Raw genomic sequence first — 15,806 nt, 5'->3', positions numbered from 1 at the left:
TACGCTGTGTCGCTTTCGTCGGCGGTTTTGTCGTATCCGGAATGCCGTACGCAGGGGACGGCGGCGTTCTGCAAGGAAATATCGTCTGGAAGGATAAAAAATGAACAATCGGACGACGCCGGCTGACGGCGAAAACGAGGCAGGCCAGACCCGGTCCGGCTTCGTGGCGTTGATCGGGGCGCCGAATGCGGGGAAATCCACGCTGGTCAACCAGCTTGTGGGAACGAAGGTTTCTATCGTCACGCACAAGGTGCAGACGACACGCGCTCTTGTGCGCGGCATATTCATCGAAGATCAGGCGCAGATCGTCCTGGTGGACACACCTGGTATTTTCCGGCCGAAGCGCAGGCTCGACCGTGCCATGGTCACCACGGCCTGGGGCGGTGCGAAGGATGCCGACATCATTCTCGTTCTTCTCGATTCGCAAGGCGGTTTGAACGAGAACGCCGAAGCGCTGCTTTCGAGCATGAAGGATGTGCGCCGGAAGAAGGTTCTGGTGCTCAACAAGGTTGATCGTGTCGATCCGCCGGTTTTGTTGGAGCTTGCCCGCAAGGCCAACGAGCTGGTCGCGTTCGACCAGACCTTCATGATCTCGGCGCTGAACGGATCGGGCTGCAAGGATCTTGCGAAATATCTCGCAGAGAACGTGCCGAACGGTCCTTGGTATTATCCGGAAGATCAGATTTCCGACATGCCGATGCGGCAGCTTGCAGCCGAAATCACACGCGAAAAGCTCTATCTGCGCCTGCATGAAGAACTGCCTTACTCGTCGACGGTGGAAACCGAACGCTGGGAAGAGCGCAAGGATGGATCAGTCCGCATCGAGCAGGTGATCTATGTCGAGCGCGAAAGCCAGAAGAAGATCGTACTTGGCCACAAGGGCGAGACGATCAAGGCAATCGGGCAATCCGCGCGTAAGGAAATCTCCGAGATACTGGAACAGACGGTTCATCTCTTCCTTTTCGTGAAAGTGCGTGAGAACTGGGGCAACGACCCGGAACGCTATCGTGAAATGGGTCTTGATTTTCCAACCTAAATTATAAGACTGGCGGCCATGGAATGGCGCGATGAAGGCATAATTCTCGGGACAAGACGCCATGGCGAGACAAGCGCCATCGTGGAAGTGATGACCCGTGAGCATGGCCGCCATATGGGTATGGTGCGCGGCGGGCGTTCCCGCCGCATGCAGCCTTTGCTACAGCCGGGCAATCATGTGGACGTGACATGGTGGGCGCGGCTGGACGAGCATATGGGCAGTTTTACCATCGAACCGCTGGAATTTGCCGCCGCCCGCCTCATCGAAACGCCGGTGGCGTTATACGGTATCCAACTGGCGGCTTCCCATTTGCGTCTCCTGCCGGAACGCGATCCGCATCGCGGCCTCTATGAGACATTGCGGCTCATCATCGAACATTTTGACGATCCGCTGGCCTCCGGCGAACTGGTGCTGCGTTTTGAAGTGATGATGCTTGAAGAGCTGGGCTTCGGCCTTGATCTCAAGAAATGCGCGGCAACAGGCGTCAAGGAAGACCTGATCTATGTGTCGCCGAAATCCGGGCGCGCGGTCTGCCGTGATGCGGGTGCGCCATGGGCTGACAAACTTCTGCTGCTACCCGGCTTCGTCAACAACACGGCTGTTCGCGCGTCGTCCTATGACGACATCGATCATGCGTTCACGATGACAGGCTATTTTCTGATGCGGCATGTTTGGGAGCCGCGTGCTGTAACACCGCCTGATGCGCGGGGTGGGTTTTTGAATGCTCTCGGGCGGGCAATCAGCCCTTAGATGCATTTGATCCTGTTCTCACAGGCAGGCTGAAAACCTCACCTTCGAAGGCATCCGCTCCGCGTCCGATTGCGCGTATGGACGCAACCATTCGCCCTTGTCGCTCCAAAATTTGGTCTGCGAGTGATATGAGCCGGATATTCGGCGTCGCAGATGGTGACAGGCTGCGAACAAGCGCGGCGAGCTCGCTTTCGTCCAGCGTCGGGTTCAATGCGGAAGCGATGATATAAGCCGCGGCCGTAGAACGAGAAATGCCAGCATAACAATGGATGAGCAAAGGCGCGTCCATGGGCCAGCTCTTCGCGAAGTTCAGAAGTCCCCGCACATGGCTTTCATCGGGGGCAATCAGCCCCTCGCGTGGCTCAATAATATCGTTGAACGTCAGTGACAGGCGATTGGCATCGTATCCATCAGGCAGAGCCACCGGAGCCTCGCTTCCAAGCGTCACGACATGGCTTGGCTGGTGCGATGCGAGTTGTGTTGCCAGTTGCGACAAGGGCGTCACGACGATCCGGCTCATCGAGGGTGTCGCGCCTTGTCCAATGCCGCAAATCGCGCCAGGAAATCCGTCTGCACGTCTTGTGTGGGGCGCGGTGCGATATCCAGCCCTGCGGGGTCGAAGCCACGCGGGCGCCCGAAATATTTAACGGCCTCGGTCTCGGTGAAACCGGCAAGTCGTGTGGCTTCAAAGAAAGCGGCAACCTGATCCGCGCGCTTGATCAGCGTCTTGAGTTGGACGGGCACGGTAATCGGTAGCGAGAAGCGCAGGTGAATTGCGTTTTCCAGTCGCGTTTCAATTATCTTGTAATTACCACCCATCACCGCCTTGAAGGGCGAGATCATGTCACCGATCACATATTCCGGTGCGTCGTGCAGGAGTGACAATAGCTGCCATTCAACGCTGGCATCGGGCACCAGCCGGTTGAATATCTGATCCACGAGCAGCGAGTGCTGTGCAACCGAAAATGCATGTTCACCAACAGTCTGACCGTTCCAGCGCGCAACACGGGCAAGGCCGTGAGCAATATCTTCGATTTCAATATCGAGCGGCGAGGGGTCAAGCAGGTCGAGACGGCGTCCCGACAACATGCGCTGCCAGGCACGTGTCTTGCCGGAAGATCGGTCGGCGCTTGCCATCAGGCGTTACCCGCTTCAGCTTCCGGAAACGCGAACCGCACATGAGGCGGCAAGGTGAGTGTTATGGGCGTTTCGCCAGCCAGAATCGGACTGCCCGCATCTATCGCATCCTTGGCGCGATCGATGCGCACAAGCGCGATGCCGATAGTGTCAGCGGAGCTTCCTGTCGTGCCGATCTCGCGCCCATCAACGGTAATGGACGTACCCATCGGAGGTAGATTTCCATCGGAGTGCGCCACCAGAACGCGCCGCCGAGCCGTACCGCGATGCTGCATGCGCGACACGACTTCCTGCCCGATGAAACAGCCTTTCGGGAAGGAAACGCCGCCGGTCTGGTCGAAATTGACGTCATGCGGGAAGACGTCATTATAAGCGAAATCCGTTTCGCCTTCCGCTATGCCATACTCTGCGCGCAGCTTTGTCCATGCGCTTTCATCGGTCGTGCCATCGGCCGGACCGTAAATCCGGTGTACGTTCAGCTCGGTCGGAAAGCGGCTGTCCCGCTTGATTGAATCATTCTGTGAAGGATGTGATTCAGTTTGCCAGGAAACACTGACAAGCGATTCTGGTAGTTGCGTTATTTCGGCTTTTGCACGCAGCCTGTAGAGGGTGATACGCTTGATGAAATCGGCGGCAATGCTTGCCGGGAGATCGAAACGCAAGCCGCCATCAATGCGTGAAACGAGAAAATCGAACAGGATTTTCCCTTGCGGAGCGAGCAATGCTCCCGGTTTCAGGTTGTCCGGTCCAAGCTTGTCGAGGTCGGTGGTAATCACAGCCTGCAGAAATTTTTCCGCCTCTTCGCCAGTGATATGAACCAAAGCCCTGTTTGAAAGATTTACCACTTCAACTGCCGTCGTCATCGCTTCGTCCTTGCCTTTCGCGCCTTCGTTACGTAAGCCCCAATGGAAAGGCTCGCAAGTCCTATCAATCTGGCAGGAGACAACTATGGCCGAAACATTCGATACGATTTTGAAGGGTGCAACCATCGTCAATCACGACGGTATAGGCCAACGCGACGTCGGTATTCGCAATGGTCGCATCGCTGCCATAGGCTCTCTTTCCACACATACCGCAGGTGAGGTGATCGACTGCACCGGCCTGCATATTCTGCCCGGCGTGGTGGATAGCCAGGTCCATTTCCGCGAACCTGGCCTTGAACACAAGGAAGATCTCGAAACCGGTTCACTCGCAGCCGTGCTGGGTGGGGTGACCTCCGTGTTCGAGATGCCGAACACCAAGCCGCTCACCACTTCCGCCGAGACGCTGGAAGACAAGATTCGTCGTGGCCGCCATCGCATGCATTGCGATTTCGCTTTCTGGGTCGGTGGTACGCGCGACAATGCAAACGACGTTGCTGAACTGGAGCGCTTGCCGGGCGCTGCCGGGATCAAGGTTTTCATGGGATCGTCCACCGGCGATCTGCTTGTTGAAGACGATGATGGCGTTCGTTCGATCCTGAAGAATACGCGCCGTCGCGCGGCCTTCCACTCTGAAGACGAGTTCCGGTTGAAAGAACGCGAAGGCCTGCGCGTGCAGGGTGACCCGTCGAGCCATCCGGTCTGGCGCGATGAAGTTGCAGCACTTCAATGCACGGAACGGCTTGTGCGCATCGCTCGCGATACTGGCGCCCGCATTCACGTACTGCATATCTCCACAGCCGAAGAAATCGACTTCCTGAAAGATCACAAGGATGTCGCGACGTGCGAAGCAACGCCGCATCATCTCACCTTGTCGGCAGACGACTACAAGACACTCGGCAATCTCATCCAGATGAACCCGCCTGTCCGTGACAAGCGTCACCGCGATGGCGTATGGAAGGGTATAGATCAGGGTATTGTCGATGTACTCGGTTCTGACCACGCTCCGCATACGCTGGAAGAAAAGCAGAAGCCTTATCCGGCTTCCCCGTCTGGCATGACAGGCGTGCAGACGCTGGTGCCCATCATGCTTGATCACATCAATGCGGGCAGGCTCACGCTGGAGCGCTTCGTCGATCTTTCCAGCCACGGCCCGAACCGTATTTTTGGCATGGCGCGCAAGGGTCGTATTGCAGTCGGCTACGATGCCGACCTGACCATCGTGGACATGAAGCGCCGCGAAACGATCACGCATGAGCAGGCCGGTTCGAAAGCCGGCTGGACACCCTATCATGGCAAAACTGTTACCGGATGGCCGATTGGCACTTTTGTGCGCGGCATCAAGGTGATGTGGGAAGCGGAGATCGTCAACGCCAACAAGGGCGAGCCGGTGGAATTCCTCGAGGCATTGCCGCATCGCTGAAGGTCGTCTCATGTTCGTTGTCAACCTGACCTACATCAAGCCTCTTGAGGAGATCGGGAGGCATCTCGAAGCGCATCGGGAGTTTCTGGACCGGCAATATGCGGATGGCGTTTTCCTGGCTTCCGGGCCGAAAAACCCACGAAACGGCGGCGTGATCCTTGCAAGCGGTAAGGTCAGCAAGAGTGAGCTGGACGCGATACTGAGGCTTGACCCTTTCAGGCAACACGGACTGGCAACTTATGACGTTGTGGAGTTTACGCCAGCAAAGTATGCACCTCCTCTTGGGGATATTCTTTAAGGTAAGGAGCTGGTAACGTGTTGGCGTGATCTGTCCGCTCTTTGTCCGTCAGGTGGCTTTTGATCCAAGTTGCAAGGCGTATTCTCTCCCTATAGTCTTTTTATAGGGAGAACAAAAATGTCCGCTCAAGATACAGCTTTGCTGGTTATCGACGCTCAGGAGTCATTCCGCCACCGGCCTTACTACCGGGACGAAGAGGTTAGCGCCTATATTGAACGCCAGCAGGCACTGATCGATGGCGCCAAGCGTGCCGGTATTCCGGTGGTGCAGATTTTCCATGTCGAGAATGAAGGCCCATTCTCGGAAGCATCGGGTCTGGTGAAGGCGATTTCGCCGCTGTCGATTGAACCCGACGCGGTTTTCCGCAAGCGCCGCCACAGCGCGCTGGTTGGAAGCGGGCTTGATGTGTGGCTGGTTGCCAATGGTATCCGCCGTGTGCTGGTTTCGGGTATCCGCACAGAGCAATGCTGCGAGACGACAACACGGCAGGCATCGGATTTTGGATATCACGTCGATTTCGTCAGTGAAGCGACATTGACCTTTCCCATGACTGACGCAAGCGGCCATGAGTGGAGCGCTGCGGACATCAAGGCTCGCACGGAGCTTGTTCTGGTCAATCGCTTTGCTCGTATCGTAACTGTGGAACAGGCGCTCGCCACGTCCGGAGAACGGAAGGCAGCATGAGTGACCAAGAGGACATTGTCCGGGTAGTTCCGGTTTATGTCGTAATCCCGCCGCGTGTGCTTCTGCTCGACGTGGCGGGGCCGCTTGAGGTTTTGCGCAAGGCAAATCTTGAACAGCATAAGGTGCGTTTCGACGTTCGCTACGTAGGGCCAGCCTCGACCGCGCTCAGTTCCATCGGCCTGTCGGTGGCGGGGGTGGAACCTTTGCCGGAGGCCCTGCCACATGACGCACTGGTCATTGTTTCGGGCGCGGCTGACATTCCGCTCGGAAATGTGGAGTTCGACAGAAACGCGGATACCGTTCTGGAAAAGGAAATCGTTTTATGGCTTCGCCGGGCGGTGCGTCCCGGTGTGCGGCTGGTGACGATCTGTTCCGGTGCGTTGCTCGCAGCACGCGCGGGATTACTCGACGGCTATTCCTGCACCACGCACCATTTGACGCTTGGCGAACTTGAACGGCTGGCCCCTGCCGCGCGCGTGTATGAAAACAGGCTGTTCGTTGAAGATGGTGAAAGGCTGACGAGCGCGGGCATCACCGCAGGCATCGATCTGATGCTGCACGTTGTTGCCGGACTGACCGATCACGCCACGGCGCTGGCGGTTGCGCGTTATCTGGTCGTTTATTTGCGGCGCAGCGGCAATGACCCGCAGCTATCGCCCTGGCTTGAGGGGCGAAATCATATGAACCCGGTCGTGCATCGCGCACAGGATGCCATCGCGCACGATCCGGCGGCGGACTGGTCGGTGGAGCGACTGGCGGATATCGGTGGGGCAAGCCCGCGCAACTTCTCGCGTCTTTTCAATGAATATGCCGGAATGACGGTGACCGACTATGTCAATCGTCTCAAGATCAGCCTTGCGCGAGAGATGCTTTTGAATTCCGAACTCGACATCGAGAATGTTGCGGCGCAGGCCGGCTTTGCTTCCGCACGGCAGTTTCGCCGGGTCTGGCAGCGCATCTATAAGGAGCCGCCGAGCCGGATTCGCATTGCGGTCTGATCATTCGCCCGCAGTGAAAAAGCGCCAGCTACCGTCCGGCCCGATGCCGATACTGTAGAAGATATAGCCGCCTGCTTTCTTCATATCCTCGAAATCACCGGCGGTGACGATTTCGAAAAGCTCCACGATCTGCGGCGGTGTCAGTCTGTCGAGGGGCATGGCGTAGAAATAAGGCCAGACATACACCTCGTCGTCCTTGCCTGCATTCAGGTGCACATAGCCCGTATCCAGTAGATCGACGATGATTGCCAGAACTTCACGGCCTGCTTCGTCGCCCGACAGCGATTTGAGGAAATCGATAACATCTTCCTCGTGATCTTCCAATGATAGCTGGGTGACCTTGTCCTCAACGCCGAGGAGCGGTCGCAATTTCTCGATGTCACCGGAACGGGCTGCTTCCAGCATACGCTCCCGCGTCAGCCTCACAGGCTCAGGCAGCTTGTCGAAATCGCGATGGATTTCCGGCATGGGCTTGGAGGATGTCGCCGGGGCAGGCTCATGGCCGGGCGACACTCTTGGTATTGCGCGAGGAAGCGCGCCAGGCAGGGGAATAGGGGAGGAGCTGTCGCTTTCATCCGTCACCGCACGGCCGCCGGGGCGTTGCAGGAAGTCCGACTGGTCCGCCAGCGCGAGGTCAAAAGAGCTTGCCGCAGCTGCGGGCAAGGCAATGCCGCAGGCAAGGATTATCCCGGCCAATAAAGCTCGGGGCGAGGCGAAGTTCCTGATCGGGAATGACATTTGGCGCAAGAAGAGGGACGCCGGGAGGGAACTGCTACGCCGGTCTGGTCCCGCGACCGGCGCTCTATCGATGCTATTGAAGAATGCGCTGCGGCAGGAAGGTTCCCGCTACAATCTGTTCGCGCATTTTCTCAATCAGCTCCAGCGCACAATCGTCGCCCGCTTCACGGATCAGTTCAGTAAGCGCGGTCGTAAAGGCTGCTTCGGCAAGGATTTCCGGTTCGATACCTTCAGAGATACCGTCTGCCCAGGCCTCGTTATGATATTCGATTGCGACGAGTTTCTTCTCGCGCGCAATCATTTCGTCCAGATCGGCCGGTGCATGTTCCATAGACTTCATCCTGGCTTTCGCCTTTCTGTTGCACTGTCGGTGTCTCACCGTTTCGCGGGAGCTCAACCATCTGGCAACGTGACTGCCTTCTTAAGACAGTGTTAACAGATTATCACGGATTTGAACGAACTAATCCTGTCAATCCGCACAAGAGTGAATGATTGGTTAATTTCCATAGCGCGAGATGATCTCGTTCGACAAGTCCTCGCCTTCCTTCATGTAGCGATCAATCGCCGCAAGCGCCGAAGGGGTGCAACGGGTATAATTGTCGCTGAACACGCGATACCCGTGGTTGAAGCTCGAAATGAGCCGCACCCGTTCGGCTTCGGAAGGCTTTTCCGCCGTCACAATCGCATCCATCCGATCGCGCCATTCGCTACCAGCTTCGCCACACAGATTGCGCAGATAGTGAAGCGAGCCGAGAATTTCGGCGAGCCGCAACATCTTCCCTTCATAGGGCGCGTCCTGAGCCAAAGCCGGAGATGCCACCCCGACCCACAAAGCGATCGAGAAGCAGATAGCCGGTCGAAAAAACGGAATGCTTTTCAATCGAAAACCTCTCACCTGAAAATGAGCTATTGCTATAAATCGGGGCCTCTTCAAGGCAGATCGCTAAACAGGATTAATATCCAAGCGCTCGTCTTCATTTTCCGCCACCGTGCGGGCGACATCGAGGGTACTGTCCGTCACCTTTGCGGACGCCATTTCTTCTATCGTCAGCCAGTGAATGGATGCGGCGTCGTCTCCGGCAATTTCCTGCCCCGAAACTTCGATGGCCCGGAACACAGACAGATAATAGCTCTTGTCATATGCCTTTCCCTCAAGCGCCAGATCTACAGTAATGACGTGCGATAGCGCCCTTGCATCGAGCGCCGTTTCTTCCTTGAGCTCGCGGATCGCGGCTTGTTCGGGTGTTTCGCCCGGTTCGATACTTCCTCCCGGAAAGGCAAGCCAGCCTTTCCACGGCTCCTTCCCGCGCTCGACCAGAAGGAAGCGCCCTTCGCGTCTGCAGATCAGCGAAACACCATGAATCTTCAGAGGTATCGGAACTACGGGAACTGTTTTCATCATGCTAGAGCTACACCGTTGGTAATGGAAAAGCACCCCTTGACCGGCGCAGAAAAACGCTAAACATGGCTACCATGTGTGGACGTTTTTCATTGACTGCAAGCCGGGAGGAGCTGGAAGCCTTCGCGGCCGCATTGATCGCAGAGGATTTTCCTCCACGATACAACATCGCGCCAACGCAACCCATATTGACTATTCTGGGCGGGGAAACGCCACCGCCGGGCAGCAACAGGCCGGATCGCGTCGGCTTGCTGGTGCGATGGGGCTTTGTCCCGTCATGGGTCAAAGACCCGAACGACTGGCCGCTCATGTTCAACATCCGCTCCGAGACGGCTGCAGAGAAGAATTCGTTCCGCGCGGCGCTGAACCATCGGCGCGCCCTGATCCCTGCATCGGGTTTCTATGAATGGCGCCGTGAGGGCAAGAACAAGGCTCAAGCCTACTGGGTGCGCCCGCGCAAGGGCGGAATTGTCGCTTTTGGCGGCTTGATCGAGACATGGAGCAGTGCGGACGGATCGCAGATCGATACCGGAGGCATATTGACGACGAGTGCCAACGGCCTGTTGCGGCCGATCCATGAACGGATGCCTGTTGTTGTGCAGCCGGAAGATTTTGCCCGCTGGCTGGACTGCAAACGTTTTCTGCCGCGCGAAGTGGCGGATATCATGCGTCCGGCTCAGGATGATTTCTTTGAAGCAATTCCGGTGTCGGACAAGGTCAACAAGGTGGCCAACACAACGCCCGATTTGCAGGAGCGTGTAGAGGAACAGGTTCCTTCGGAGCATGCAAAGCCAAAGCGAAAGAACAAGCCCGAATCCGATGACGGAAATGGCGGGCAGCTTTCGATGTTCTGACCGTGACCGCCAGTCTTGCTGAACTGGCGCTATTTGTTACGCATCCACCGACTCTGATCGCCGAGCCTGCGCGGCTCGGCGCTGAACGACATCACCTTCTTCAGCCTGTCTTCTTGACGGCGAGAATGGAACGCCGGCGATTGTCGTTACGACCGTCGCTGCTGCGCCGCGTTGCGTTCAGCAATGCTGCAACAAGCACGGCAGGCCCGATTTCGCGGTATTTATCAACCAGTCGGTCTTGGCGGGGTTGCAGTTCACTCTTAGACATTGGTCCTTCCTTTCGATAATGCCTGCTCACCATTTTGTGATTGATTGAGACCGAATGAAGGCTGTTTGGAGCCGGTTTTGCGGTTTTCCGGTTAACGCGGGAAAGGGGGATATGCAGGTTGCAAAAATACAACATGCTTGGTGATCTCACTAAACTATCAGCCGCTTAGCGAAAGTTCTTGACGGAAGCACTCCTGCTGAGGATAAGTGCAGCCATGAAAACGCCGACCACGATCATTTGTATTTGTGCGATTATTATTGGCTAGCAGTTTGCTGGCCCGGCCGTTTTCGTCTCCCTTTCATAAAAATTGGATGATAACGCCCCGGCCAGTCGGCTGCGGTCAGTTGCGCATTGATTTCACAGGTCTATTTGGGGAATATTTACAATGGCTTATGCGCCGCAACTGCGTCTGTACAACACGCTGACCCGCATGAAGGAGGAGTTTTCTCCTCTCGATGCTGACAATGTGCGCATGTATGTCTGCGGACCGACGGTTTATGACTTCGCGCATATAGGCAATGCCCGTCCGGTGATCGTTTTCGACGTGTTGTTCCGTCTGCTGCGTCATGTCTATGGCGCAGAACATGTCACCTATGCGCGCAACATTACCGACGTTGATGACAAGATTAACGCCCGTGCCGCGCGGGATTACCCTGATCTTGCCTTCAATGAAGCCATTCGTCGGGTGACGGAAAGCACCAATGCGCAGTTTCAGGCTGACGTGACGGCACTCGGCAATCTGCAGCCCAGTGTTCAGCCGCGTGCAACCGAGCATATGGACGAGATGCGCGCGATGATCGATCGTCTTGTGAAGCTTGGTGTGGCCTATGTGGCTGAGGACCATGTCCTCTTCTCGCCGTCCGCCATGAATGAACGGAAGGGGCCGCGTTATGGTGCGCTCGCCCGCCGTTCGCTGGATGAGATGCTGGCTGGCGCCCGCGTTGACGTCGCGTCTTACAAACGGGACGAAATGGATTTCGTCTTGTGGAAACCGTCGAAAGAGGGCGAGCCGGGCTGGTCGTCTCCTGCGGGGATTGCGGTGCTGGGCCGGCCGGGCTGGCACATCGAGTGCTCGGCCATGTCGATGGCCAAGCTGCTTGAGCCGTTTGGTGGCGGATTGAAGTGCGATGATCCGCTGAAGAACCAGTTCGACATTCATGGCGGCGGTATCGATCTCGTCTTCCCGCATCACGAGAACGAAATTGCGCAGTCATGCTGCGCATTCGGCACTGAGCGGATGGCAAACATCTGGATGCATAACGGCTTCTTGCAGGTCGAAGGGCAGAAGATGTCGAAATCGCTCGGCAATTTCATCACCATTCGCGATGTGCTGAACGAAGGCCTGCCGCAACTGGGCGTATGGGATGACGTGGATGCGCGTGATCGCTGGATCGGTCTGGCGGCACGCTTGTCGATGCTACAGACGCATTATCGTGAGCCGATCAACTGGACGGCGCAGCGTCTGGCAGAATCCGCCGACGAACTGCATCGCTGGTATGGCTTGCTGCGCGACAGGAAGTTCACTGTACCGGAAACGCTGACCGCAGTTGGTGAAGTCGTTGAGGCCTTGTCTGACGATTTGAACAGCTGGACGGCGATCACCGCATTGCGCAAAGCTTTCAAAGCACGCGATATCACCGGATTAGGCGAGGGCATGGCGCTGCTGGGCTTGTTGGATCCGCATTTCGTTATGGCTGAAGATATTCCTGTCTTTGCAAAGGCGGAAGTGGATCATCAAGCCATCGAAGCACGTATCGCGGAGCGTCTGCGCTTCATCAATGAGAAGAACTGGGCCGAGGCTGATCGCATTCGCGACGAACTGCTTCAGGAGGGCGTTCAGCTCAAGGATGGCAAGGATCCGGCAACGGGCGAACGCACAACCAGCTGGGATGTGGTAGGCTAACAAGCTTATGGAGCAGGGAGGATGACATGACGCTTGATAACAAACCGATCTATACTGGCGGATGCCAGTGCGGTGCGGTTCGCTTTCGCGTCGACGGCGCGATGGGCTCCGCATCGATCTGCCATTGCCGCATGTGCCAGAAAGCGTTTGGCAATTTCTATGCGCCGCTGGTTTCGGTGAGCGATGCGAAGCTGGAATGGACGCGCAACGAGCCGAAGCGCTTTCGTTCGTCCAATCATGTGCAGCGGGGCTTTTGTCCCGAATGCGGCACGCCGCTTACCTACGAAGCGCCCGACGGGATTGCGCTTGCCATCGGTGCTTTCGATGCGCCGGAGGAAATCGAGCCGACGGTTCAATGGGGGGTCGAGAAGCGGCTCCCCTATGTGGCCGAACTGGCAAATCTTCCCGGCTACACAACAGAACGCGATCCGGAGAGCATCGAATTTGTACGAACGATGATTTCCTATCAGCATCCTGATTACGACACTGAAAGCTGGCCGCAACAGCAAGGTTGACCGGACCGCATACCCACCGACAGGCAGGCACAATGGCACGCGAGCGCATCTATATCTATGACACCACCCTGCGGGATGGACAGCAGACACTTACCGTCCGCCCGCAGCCGCGAAGCGTGCGAGGACGGACAAAACTTGAAACGGGAGGTTATTGTCCAGCCCGAATGCGGGGAGCAGAATAATGGCACGCGAACGCATCTATATCTACGACACCACTTTGCGGGATGGGCAGCAGACACCCGGCATTGATTTTTCCGTGGAGGACAAGAAGTCGATTGTCGCGCTGCTGGAAGAGCTCGGCGTCGATTATGTGGAAGGCGGTTATCCGGGAGCCAACCCGACTGATACGGCTTTCTTCAAGCGTCGCCAGACCGCTCGCGCCAAGTTCGTGGCCTTTGGCATGACGAAGCGTGCAGGCGTTTCGGCATCCAATGATCCCGGCCTTTCCAGTCTGCTTCAGGCCTCTGCCGATGCTGTTTGCTTCGTTGCCAAGAGCTGGGACTATCATGTCCGCCTGGCGCTGGGCTGTACCAATGAGGAAAATCTGGAGTCGATCACCGCTTCCGTCACGGCTGCGCGTATGGCAGGACGGGAAGCGCTGGTCGATTGCGAGCATTTCTTCGACGGATACAAGGCCAATCCCGAATATGCGCTTGCCTGTGCCAAGGCTGCCTATTCAGCAGGTGCGCGCTGGGTTGTGCTTTGCGATACGAATGGCGGCACGCAGCCGTCGGAGATTGGCGAAATTGTTGCCGCCGTGGCGGCTGTAGTTCCAGGCGAGAGCCTTGGCATCCACGCCCATAACGACACCGAGCAGGCGGTCGCCGTCTCGCTTGCAGCTATCGATGCGGGTGTTCGCCATGTGCAGGGGACCCTCAACGGAATAGGCGAGCGTTGCGGCAATGCCAATCTCGTTTCGCTGATCCCTACACTGGCGCTGAAACCCTATTGGGCAGAGCGTTTCGAACTGGGGATCAAGCCAGCTGCGCTGAAGGGGATCACGCGGATCTCGCGCGCCTTCGATGATATCCTGAATCGTCCGCCGACGGAGCAGGCACCCTATACCGGCACTTCCGCATTTGCGACCAAGGCCGGAATTCATGCTTCCGCGCTGCTCAAGGAACCGCAGACCTATGAGCATGTGCCACCGGAATCCGTTGGCAACAGCCGGCGTGTCATGGTGTCGGATCAGGGTGGAAAGTCCAATTTCATCGCCGAACTGGAACGCCGGGGCATTCGCGTTGCGAAGGACGATGTGCGTCTCGATACGTTGATTGCCGTGGTCAAGGAGCGCGAAGCCGAAGGCTATGCCTATGAAGGCGCGGATGCGAGTTTCGAGCTGCTCGCGCGCAATATGCTGACGCCACAGCCGGAATTCTTCAAGGTCGAATCCTTCCGCTGCCTCGTCGAGCGTCGTTTCGATGCCAACGGCATGTTGAAGACCGTTTCCGAAGCCGTGGTCAAGGTTGAGGTCGATGGCGAGGTTCGCATGTCGGTCGCCGAAGGACATGGCCCGGTCAACGCGCTCGATATTGCATTGCGCAAGGACCTCGGGCGTTTTCAGGCCGAAATCGAGGATCTTGAACTGGTGGACTTCAAGGTGCGTATCCTCAATGGCGGTACGGCGGCTATCACGCGCGTTCTGATAGAATCCGGAGATGCGACCGGTGCCCGCTGGCGCACTGTCGGCGTGTCGGACAATATCATCGACGCGTCCTTTCAGGCACTGATGGATTCGGTCAACTACAAGCTGATGAAGAACCGCGCGATGGCCGGACTGGCTGCTGCTGAGTAAACCCATCTGTTCACGGCGATTGATGCTTCGATCAGTTTAATTGAATGGATTTTATGGGTTGTTGGGCGCATAGCAGGTGAAGTTTGATGCTTCGCCTGCCGCAATCGGTTTGCGACATCTTCAGTTTCGCCGAGGAGAGAGGCATGTCCGACCAGACCATCACCGATACGCGCCTTTCTGACGGGTCGCGCGGTTTTCTGATGGCTCTGGCAGCCTACGGCCTCTGGGGCGCTCTACCGTTCTATCTCAAGGCGCTTGGCCACATCCCGGCAATGGAAGTCGTATCGCACCGCGTGATCTGGTCGGTTCCGGTCGCGCTGCTGCTTTTGCTGGCTCTGGGCCAGTTCAAAGGCATTCTCAGCGCCGTGCGCCAGCCGCGTATGCTGGCCATGGCTGCTCTGACAGCCGGGCTTATCACCATCAACTGGTCGATCTATGTGTGGGCTGTGGCTCATGATCAGGTGATGGGTGCAGCGCTCGGCTATTACATCAATCCACTGTTCAATGTCGTCCTTGGCGGTCTCTTCCTCGGCGAAAGGCTGACCAGGGTTCAATATGTTGCCGTGGGACTGGCTTTCGCTGCTGTGATACTGCTGACCGTTAATGCAGGCGGTTTGCCGTGGGTATCGCTGGCGCTGCCACTGACTTTCGGCCTCTATGGTTTCTTCCGCAAGTCACTGCCAATGCCACCGCTGCAGGGCTTCACACTTGAAGTGCTCATCCTGTGCATTCCGGCGCTGGGCTATGTGCTATGGCTGGCCGCAAACGGTCAGGACCATTTCTCGACCGGCCCAGCGTTTAACGTGACAATGCTGCTTCTGGCCGGGCCTTTCACTGCCATCCCGCTGATCCTTTATGCAGGTGGTGCCAAATTGCTGCGCTATACGACGCTTGGCCTCATGCAGTACATGACGCCGACGATGTTGTTTTTCTTTGCGATTTTCATCTTCCATGAGCCGTTCTCGACAGCTCAACTCGGTGCTTTCGCGCTGATCTGGGCCGGTCTTGCGCTCTATACATGGTCGATGCTGGTCGAACATCGCCGGGGGCGGGTGAAGGCCTGATCTTCACAATTCGCTGAATGTGATTCTCTTCTGGTGGATATCCCGCCAGAAGCCTTATTTTGGCCGCTGTCTTTGCCACTCTTC

19 protein-coding genes are annotated in these 15,806 nt (G+C 57.0%); 11 read left to right on the top strand and 8 right to left on the bottom strand.

Translation table 11 applies throughout. The annotated features are described in order from the left end of the window. Positions 1–100: 100 nt before the first annotated feature. Both era and recO read left to right on the top strand, forming a co-directional pair. Entirely contained in the window at positions 101–1,036 is a 936-nt protein-coding gene (era, locus tag OANT_RS13620; RefSeq protein ID WP_012092413.1) for a GTPase Era, read from the top strand. Between the two features lie 18 nt (positions 1,037–1,054). Further along, positions 1,055–1,786 (top strand): DNA repair protein RecO, encoded by a 732-nt coding sequence (gene recO, locus OANT_RS13615; RefSeq protein ID WP_012092412.1) that lies wholly within the window; start codon positions 1,055–1,057, stop codon positions 1,784–1,786. Here the strand turns inward: recO and OANT_RS13610 are convergent. The 3 genes from OANT_RS13610 to ygfZ are packed head-to-tail and all read right to left on the bottom strand — an operon-like array spanning position 1,776 to position 3,786. Further along, a complete protein-coding gene (locus OANT_RS13610) occupies positions 1,776–2,306 on the bottom strand; it encodes a tyrosine phosphatase family protein (protein WP_012092411.1) in 531 nt (176 codons plus the stop codon). The two genes, recO and OANT_RS13610, sit on opposite strands and share 11 nt — an antisense overlap. Further along, positions 2,303–2,923 carry a YfbR-like 5'-deoxynucleotidase gene (locus OANT_RS13605; RefSeq protein WP_012092410.1) on the bottom strand — a complete coding sequence of 207 codons (621 nt, stop codon included), beginning with the start codon at positions 2,921–2,923 and terminating at the stop codon, positions 2,303–2,305. Before OANT_RS13605 ends, OANT_RS13610 begins: the two co-directional genes overlap by 4 nt. Continuing rightward, positions 2,923–3,786, bottom strand: a complete 864-nt coding sequence (ygfZ, locus tag OANT_RS13600; protein ID WP_012092409.1) for a CAF17-like 4Fe-4S cluster assembly/insertion protein YgfZ — start codon at positions 3,784–3,786, stop codon at positions 2,923–2,925. Before ygfZ ends, OANT_RS13605 begins: the two co-directional genes overlap by 1 nt. Before the next feature lie 85 nt (positions 3,787–3,871). Here ygfZ and OANT_RS13595 point away from each other — a divergent pair, with 85 nt between their 5' ends. The 4 genes from OANT_RS13595 to OANT_RS13580 all read left to right on the top strand — a co-directional run bounded on the left by OANT_RS13595 (position 3,872) and on the right by OANT_RS13580 (position 7,186). Further along, on the top strand, positions 3,872–5,206 hold the full coding sequence (locus OANT_RS13595; RefSeq protein WP_012092408.1) for a dihydroorotase: 1,335 nt from the start codon (positions 3,872–3,874) through the stop codon (positions 5,204–5,206). Between the two features lie 10 nt (positions 5,207–5,216). Next, a complete protein-coding gene (locus OANT_RS13590) occupies positions 5,217–5,504 on the top strand; it encodes a YciI family protein (RefSeq protein WP_012092407.1) in 288 nt (95 codons plus the stop codon). A 117-nt stretch (positions 5,505–5,621) separates the two neighbouring features. Further along, the gene (locus tag OANT_RS13585; protein ID WP_012092406.1) at positions 5,622–6,188 is read left to right on the top strand and encodes an isochorismatase family protein; all 567 of its coding nucleotides are present in this window, start codon (positions 5,622–5,624) and stop codon (positions 6,186–6,188) included. After that, positions 6,185–7,186: a GlxA family transcriptional regulator gene (locus tag OANT_RS13580; protein ID WP_012092405.1), complete on the top strand. Its 1,002-nt coding sequence runs from the start codon at positions 6,185–6,187 to the stop codon at positions 7,184–7,186. Before OANT_RS13585 ends, OANT_RS13580 begins: the two co-directional genes overlap by 4 nt. Here OANT_RS13580 and OANT_RS13575 read toward each other — a convergent pair whose 3' ends face one another. The 4 genes from OANT_RS13575 to OANT_RS13560 form a co-directional block, all read right to left on the bottom strand. Beyond that, a complete protein-coding gene (locus tag OANT_RS13575; RefSeq protein ID WP_012092404.1) occupies positions 7,187–7,924 on the bottom strand; it encodes a hypothetical protein in 738 nt (245 codons plus the stop codon). 73 nt (positions 7,925–7,997) lie between these two features. Continuing rightward, positions 7,998–8,264 carry a hypothetical protein gene (locus tag OANT_RS13570; RefSeq protein ID WP_010661652.1) on the bottom strand — a complete coding sequence of 89 codons (267 nt, stop codon included), beginning with the start codon at positions 8,262–8,264 and terminating at the stop codon, positions 7,998–8,000. 156 nt (positions 8,265–8,420) lie between these two features. Then, positions 8,421–8,795 (bottom strand): TIGR02301 family protein, encoded by a 375-nt coding sequence (locus OANT_RS13565; protein ID WP_373366457.1) that lies wholly within the window; start codon positions 8,793–8,795, stop codon positions 8,421–8,423. A 72-nt stretch (positions 8,796–8,867) separates the two neighbouring features. Next, a complete protein-coding gene (locus OANT_RS13560; RefSeq protein ID WP_029376312.1) occupies positions 8,868–9,323 on the bottom strand; it encodes an NUDIX hydrolase in 456 nt (151 codons plus the stop codon). Between the two features lie 74 nt (positions 9,324–9,397). Between OANT_RS13560 and OANT_RS13555 the strand changes: the two genes are divergently transcribed. Continuing rightward, the gene (locus OANT_RS13555) at positions 9,398–10,177 is read left to right on the top strand and encodes an SOS response-associated peptidase (protein WP_010661655.1); all 780 of its coding nucleotides are present in this window, start codon (positions 9,398–9,400) and stop codon (positions 10,175–10,177) included. Between the two features lie 100 nt (positions 10,178–10,277). Here OANT_RS13555 and OANT_RS13550 read toward each other — a convergent pair whose 3' ends face one another. Continuing rightward, complete coding sequence (locus OANT_RS13550; protein ID WP_010661656.1) at positions 10,278–10,445, bottom strand: hypothetical protein; 168 nt, start codon at positions 10,443–10,445, stop codon at positions 10,278–10,280. 385 nt (positions 10,446–10,830) lie between these two features. Here OANT_RS13550 and cysS point away from each other — a divergent pair, with 385 nt between their 5' ends. The 4 genes from cysS (at position 10,831) to rarD (ending at position 15,722) form a co-directional block, all read left to right on the top strand. Then, the gene (gene cysS / locus OANT_RS13545) at positions 10,831–12,348 is read left to right on the top strand and encodes a cysteine--tRNA ligase (RefSeq protein WP_012092399.1); all 1,518 of its coding nucleotides are present in this window, start codon (positions 10,831–10,833) and stop codon (positions 12,346–12,348) included. Between the two features lie 26 nt (positions 12,349–12,374). Continuing rightward, positions 12,375–12,863, top strand: coding sequence for a GFA family protein (locus OANT_RS13540; RefSeq protein ID WP_012092398.1), 489 nt, complete (start codon positions 12,375–12,377; stop codon positions 12,861–12,863). A 181-nt stretch (positions 12,864–13,044) separates the two neighbouring features. Next, positions 13,045–14,658, top strand: a complete 1,614-nt coding sequence (cimA, locus tag OANT_RS13535) for a citramalate synthase (protein ID WP_012092397.1) — start codon at positions 13,045–13,047, stop codon at positions 14,656–14,658. 143 nt (positions 14,659–14,801) lie between these two features. Then, complete coding sequence (rarD, locus tag OANT_RS13530; protein ID WP_029925235.1) at positions 14,802–15,722, top strand: EamA family transporter RarD; 921 nt, start codon at positions 14,802–14,804, stop codon at positions 15,720–15,722. The last annotated feature ends 84 nt before the right edge of the window (positions 15,723–15,806 follow it).

The sequence above is a fragment of the Brucella anthropi ATCC 49188 genome (assembly GCF_000017405.1).
In the GTDB taxonomy this organism is placed as follows: domain Bacteria; phylum Pseudomonadota; class Alphaproteobacteria; order Rhizobiales; family Rhizobiaceae; genus Brucella; species Brucella anthropi.
The sequence above is the reverse complement of the archived record's forward strand: the minus strand, read 5'-3'. Positions and strand labels throughout refer to the sequence as shown.

Excerpts from the sequence above, each read along its gene's own strand:
- OANT_RS13590 (WP_012092407.1), top strand. The coding sequence starts at position 5,217 with ATGTTCGTTGTCAACCTGACCTACATCAAGCCTCTTGAGGAGATCGGG.
- OANT_RS13540 (WP_012092398.1), top strand. The coding sequence starts at position 12,375 with ATGACGCTTGATAACAAACCGATCTATACTGGCGGATGCCAGTGCGGT.
- OANT_RS13605 (WP_012092410.1), bottom strand. The coding sequence starts at position 2,923 with ATGGCAAGCGCCGACCGATCTTCCGGCAAGACACGTGCCTGGCAGCGC.
- rarD (WP_029925235.1), top strand. The coding sequence starts at position 14,802 with ATGTCCGACCAGACCATCACCGATACGCGCCTTTCTGACGGGTCGCGC.
- cysS (WP_012092399.1), top strand. The coding sequence starts at position 10,831 with ATGGCTTATGCGCCGCAACTGCGTCTGTACAACACGCTGACCCGCATG.
- OANT_RS13595 (WP_012092408.1), top strand. The coding sequence starts at position 3,872 with ATGGCCGAAACATTCGATACGATTTTGAAGGGTGCAACCATCGTCAAT.
- era (WP_012092413.1), top strand. The coding sequence starts at position 101 with ATGAACAATCGGACGACGCCGGCTGACGGCGAAAACGAGGCAGGCCAG.
- OANT_RS13575 (WP_012092404.1), bottom strand. The coding sequence starts at position 7,924 with ATGTCATTCCCGATCAGGAACTTCGCCTCGCCCCGAGCTTTATTGGCC.
- OANT_RS13570 (WP_010661652.1), bottom strand. The coding sequence starts at position 8,264 with ATGAAGTCTATGGAACATGCACCGGCCGATCTGGACGAAATGATTGCG.
- OANT_RS13550 (WP_010661656.1), bottom strand. The coding sequence starts at position 10,445 with ATGTCTAAGAGTGAACTGCAACCCCGCCAAGACCGACTGGTTGATAAA.
- OANT_RS13555 (WP_010661655.1), top strand. The coding sequence starts at position 9,398 with ATGTGTGGACGTTTTTCATTGACTGCAAGCCGGGAGGAGCTGGAAGCC.
- ygfZ (WP_012092409.1), bottom strand. The coding sequence starts at position 3,786 with ATGACGACGGCAGTTGAAGTGGTAAATCTTTCAAACAGGGCTTTGGTT.
- recO (WP_012092412.1), top strand. The coding sequence starts at position 1,055 with ATGGAATGGCGCGATGAAGGCATAATTCTCGGGACAAGACGCCATGGC.
- OANT_RS13610 (WP_012092411.1), bottom strand. The coding sequence starts at position 2,306 with ATGAGCCGGATCGTCGTGACGCCCTTGTCGCAACTGGCAACACAACTC.
- OANT_RS13560 (WP_029376312.1), bottom strand. The coding sequence starts at position 9,323 with ATGAAAACAGTTCCCGTAGTTCCGATACCTCTGAAGATTCATGGTGTT.
- OANT_RS13585 (WP_012092406.1), top strand. The coding sequence starts at position 5,622 with ATGTCCGCTCAAGATACAGCTTTGCTGGTTATCGACGCTCAGGAGTCA.
- OANT_RS13580 (WP_012092405.1), top strand. The coding sequence starts at position 6,185 with ATGAGTGACCAAGAGGACATTGTCCGGGTAGTTCCGGTTTATGTCGTA.
- cimA (WP_012092397.1), top strand. The coding sequence starts at position 13,045 with ATGGCACGCGAACGCATCTATATCTACGACACCACTTTGCGGGATGGG.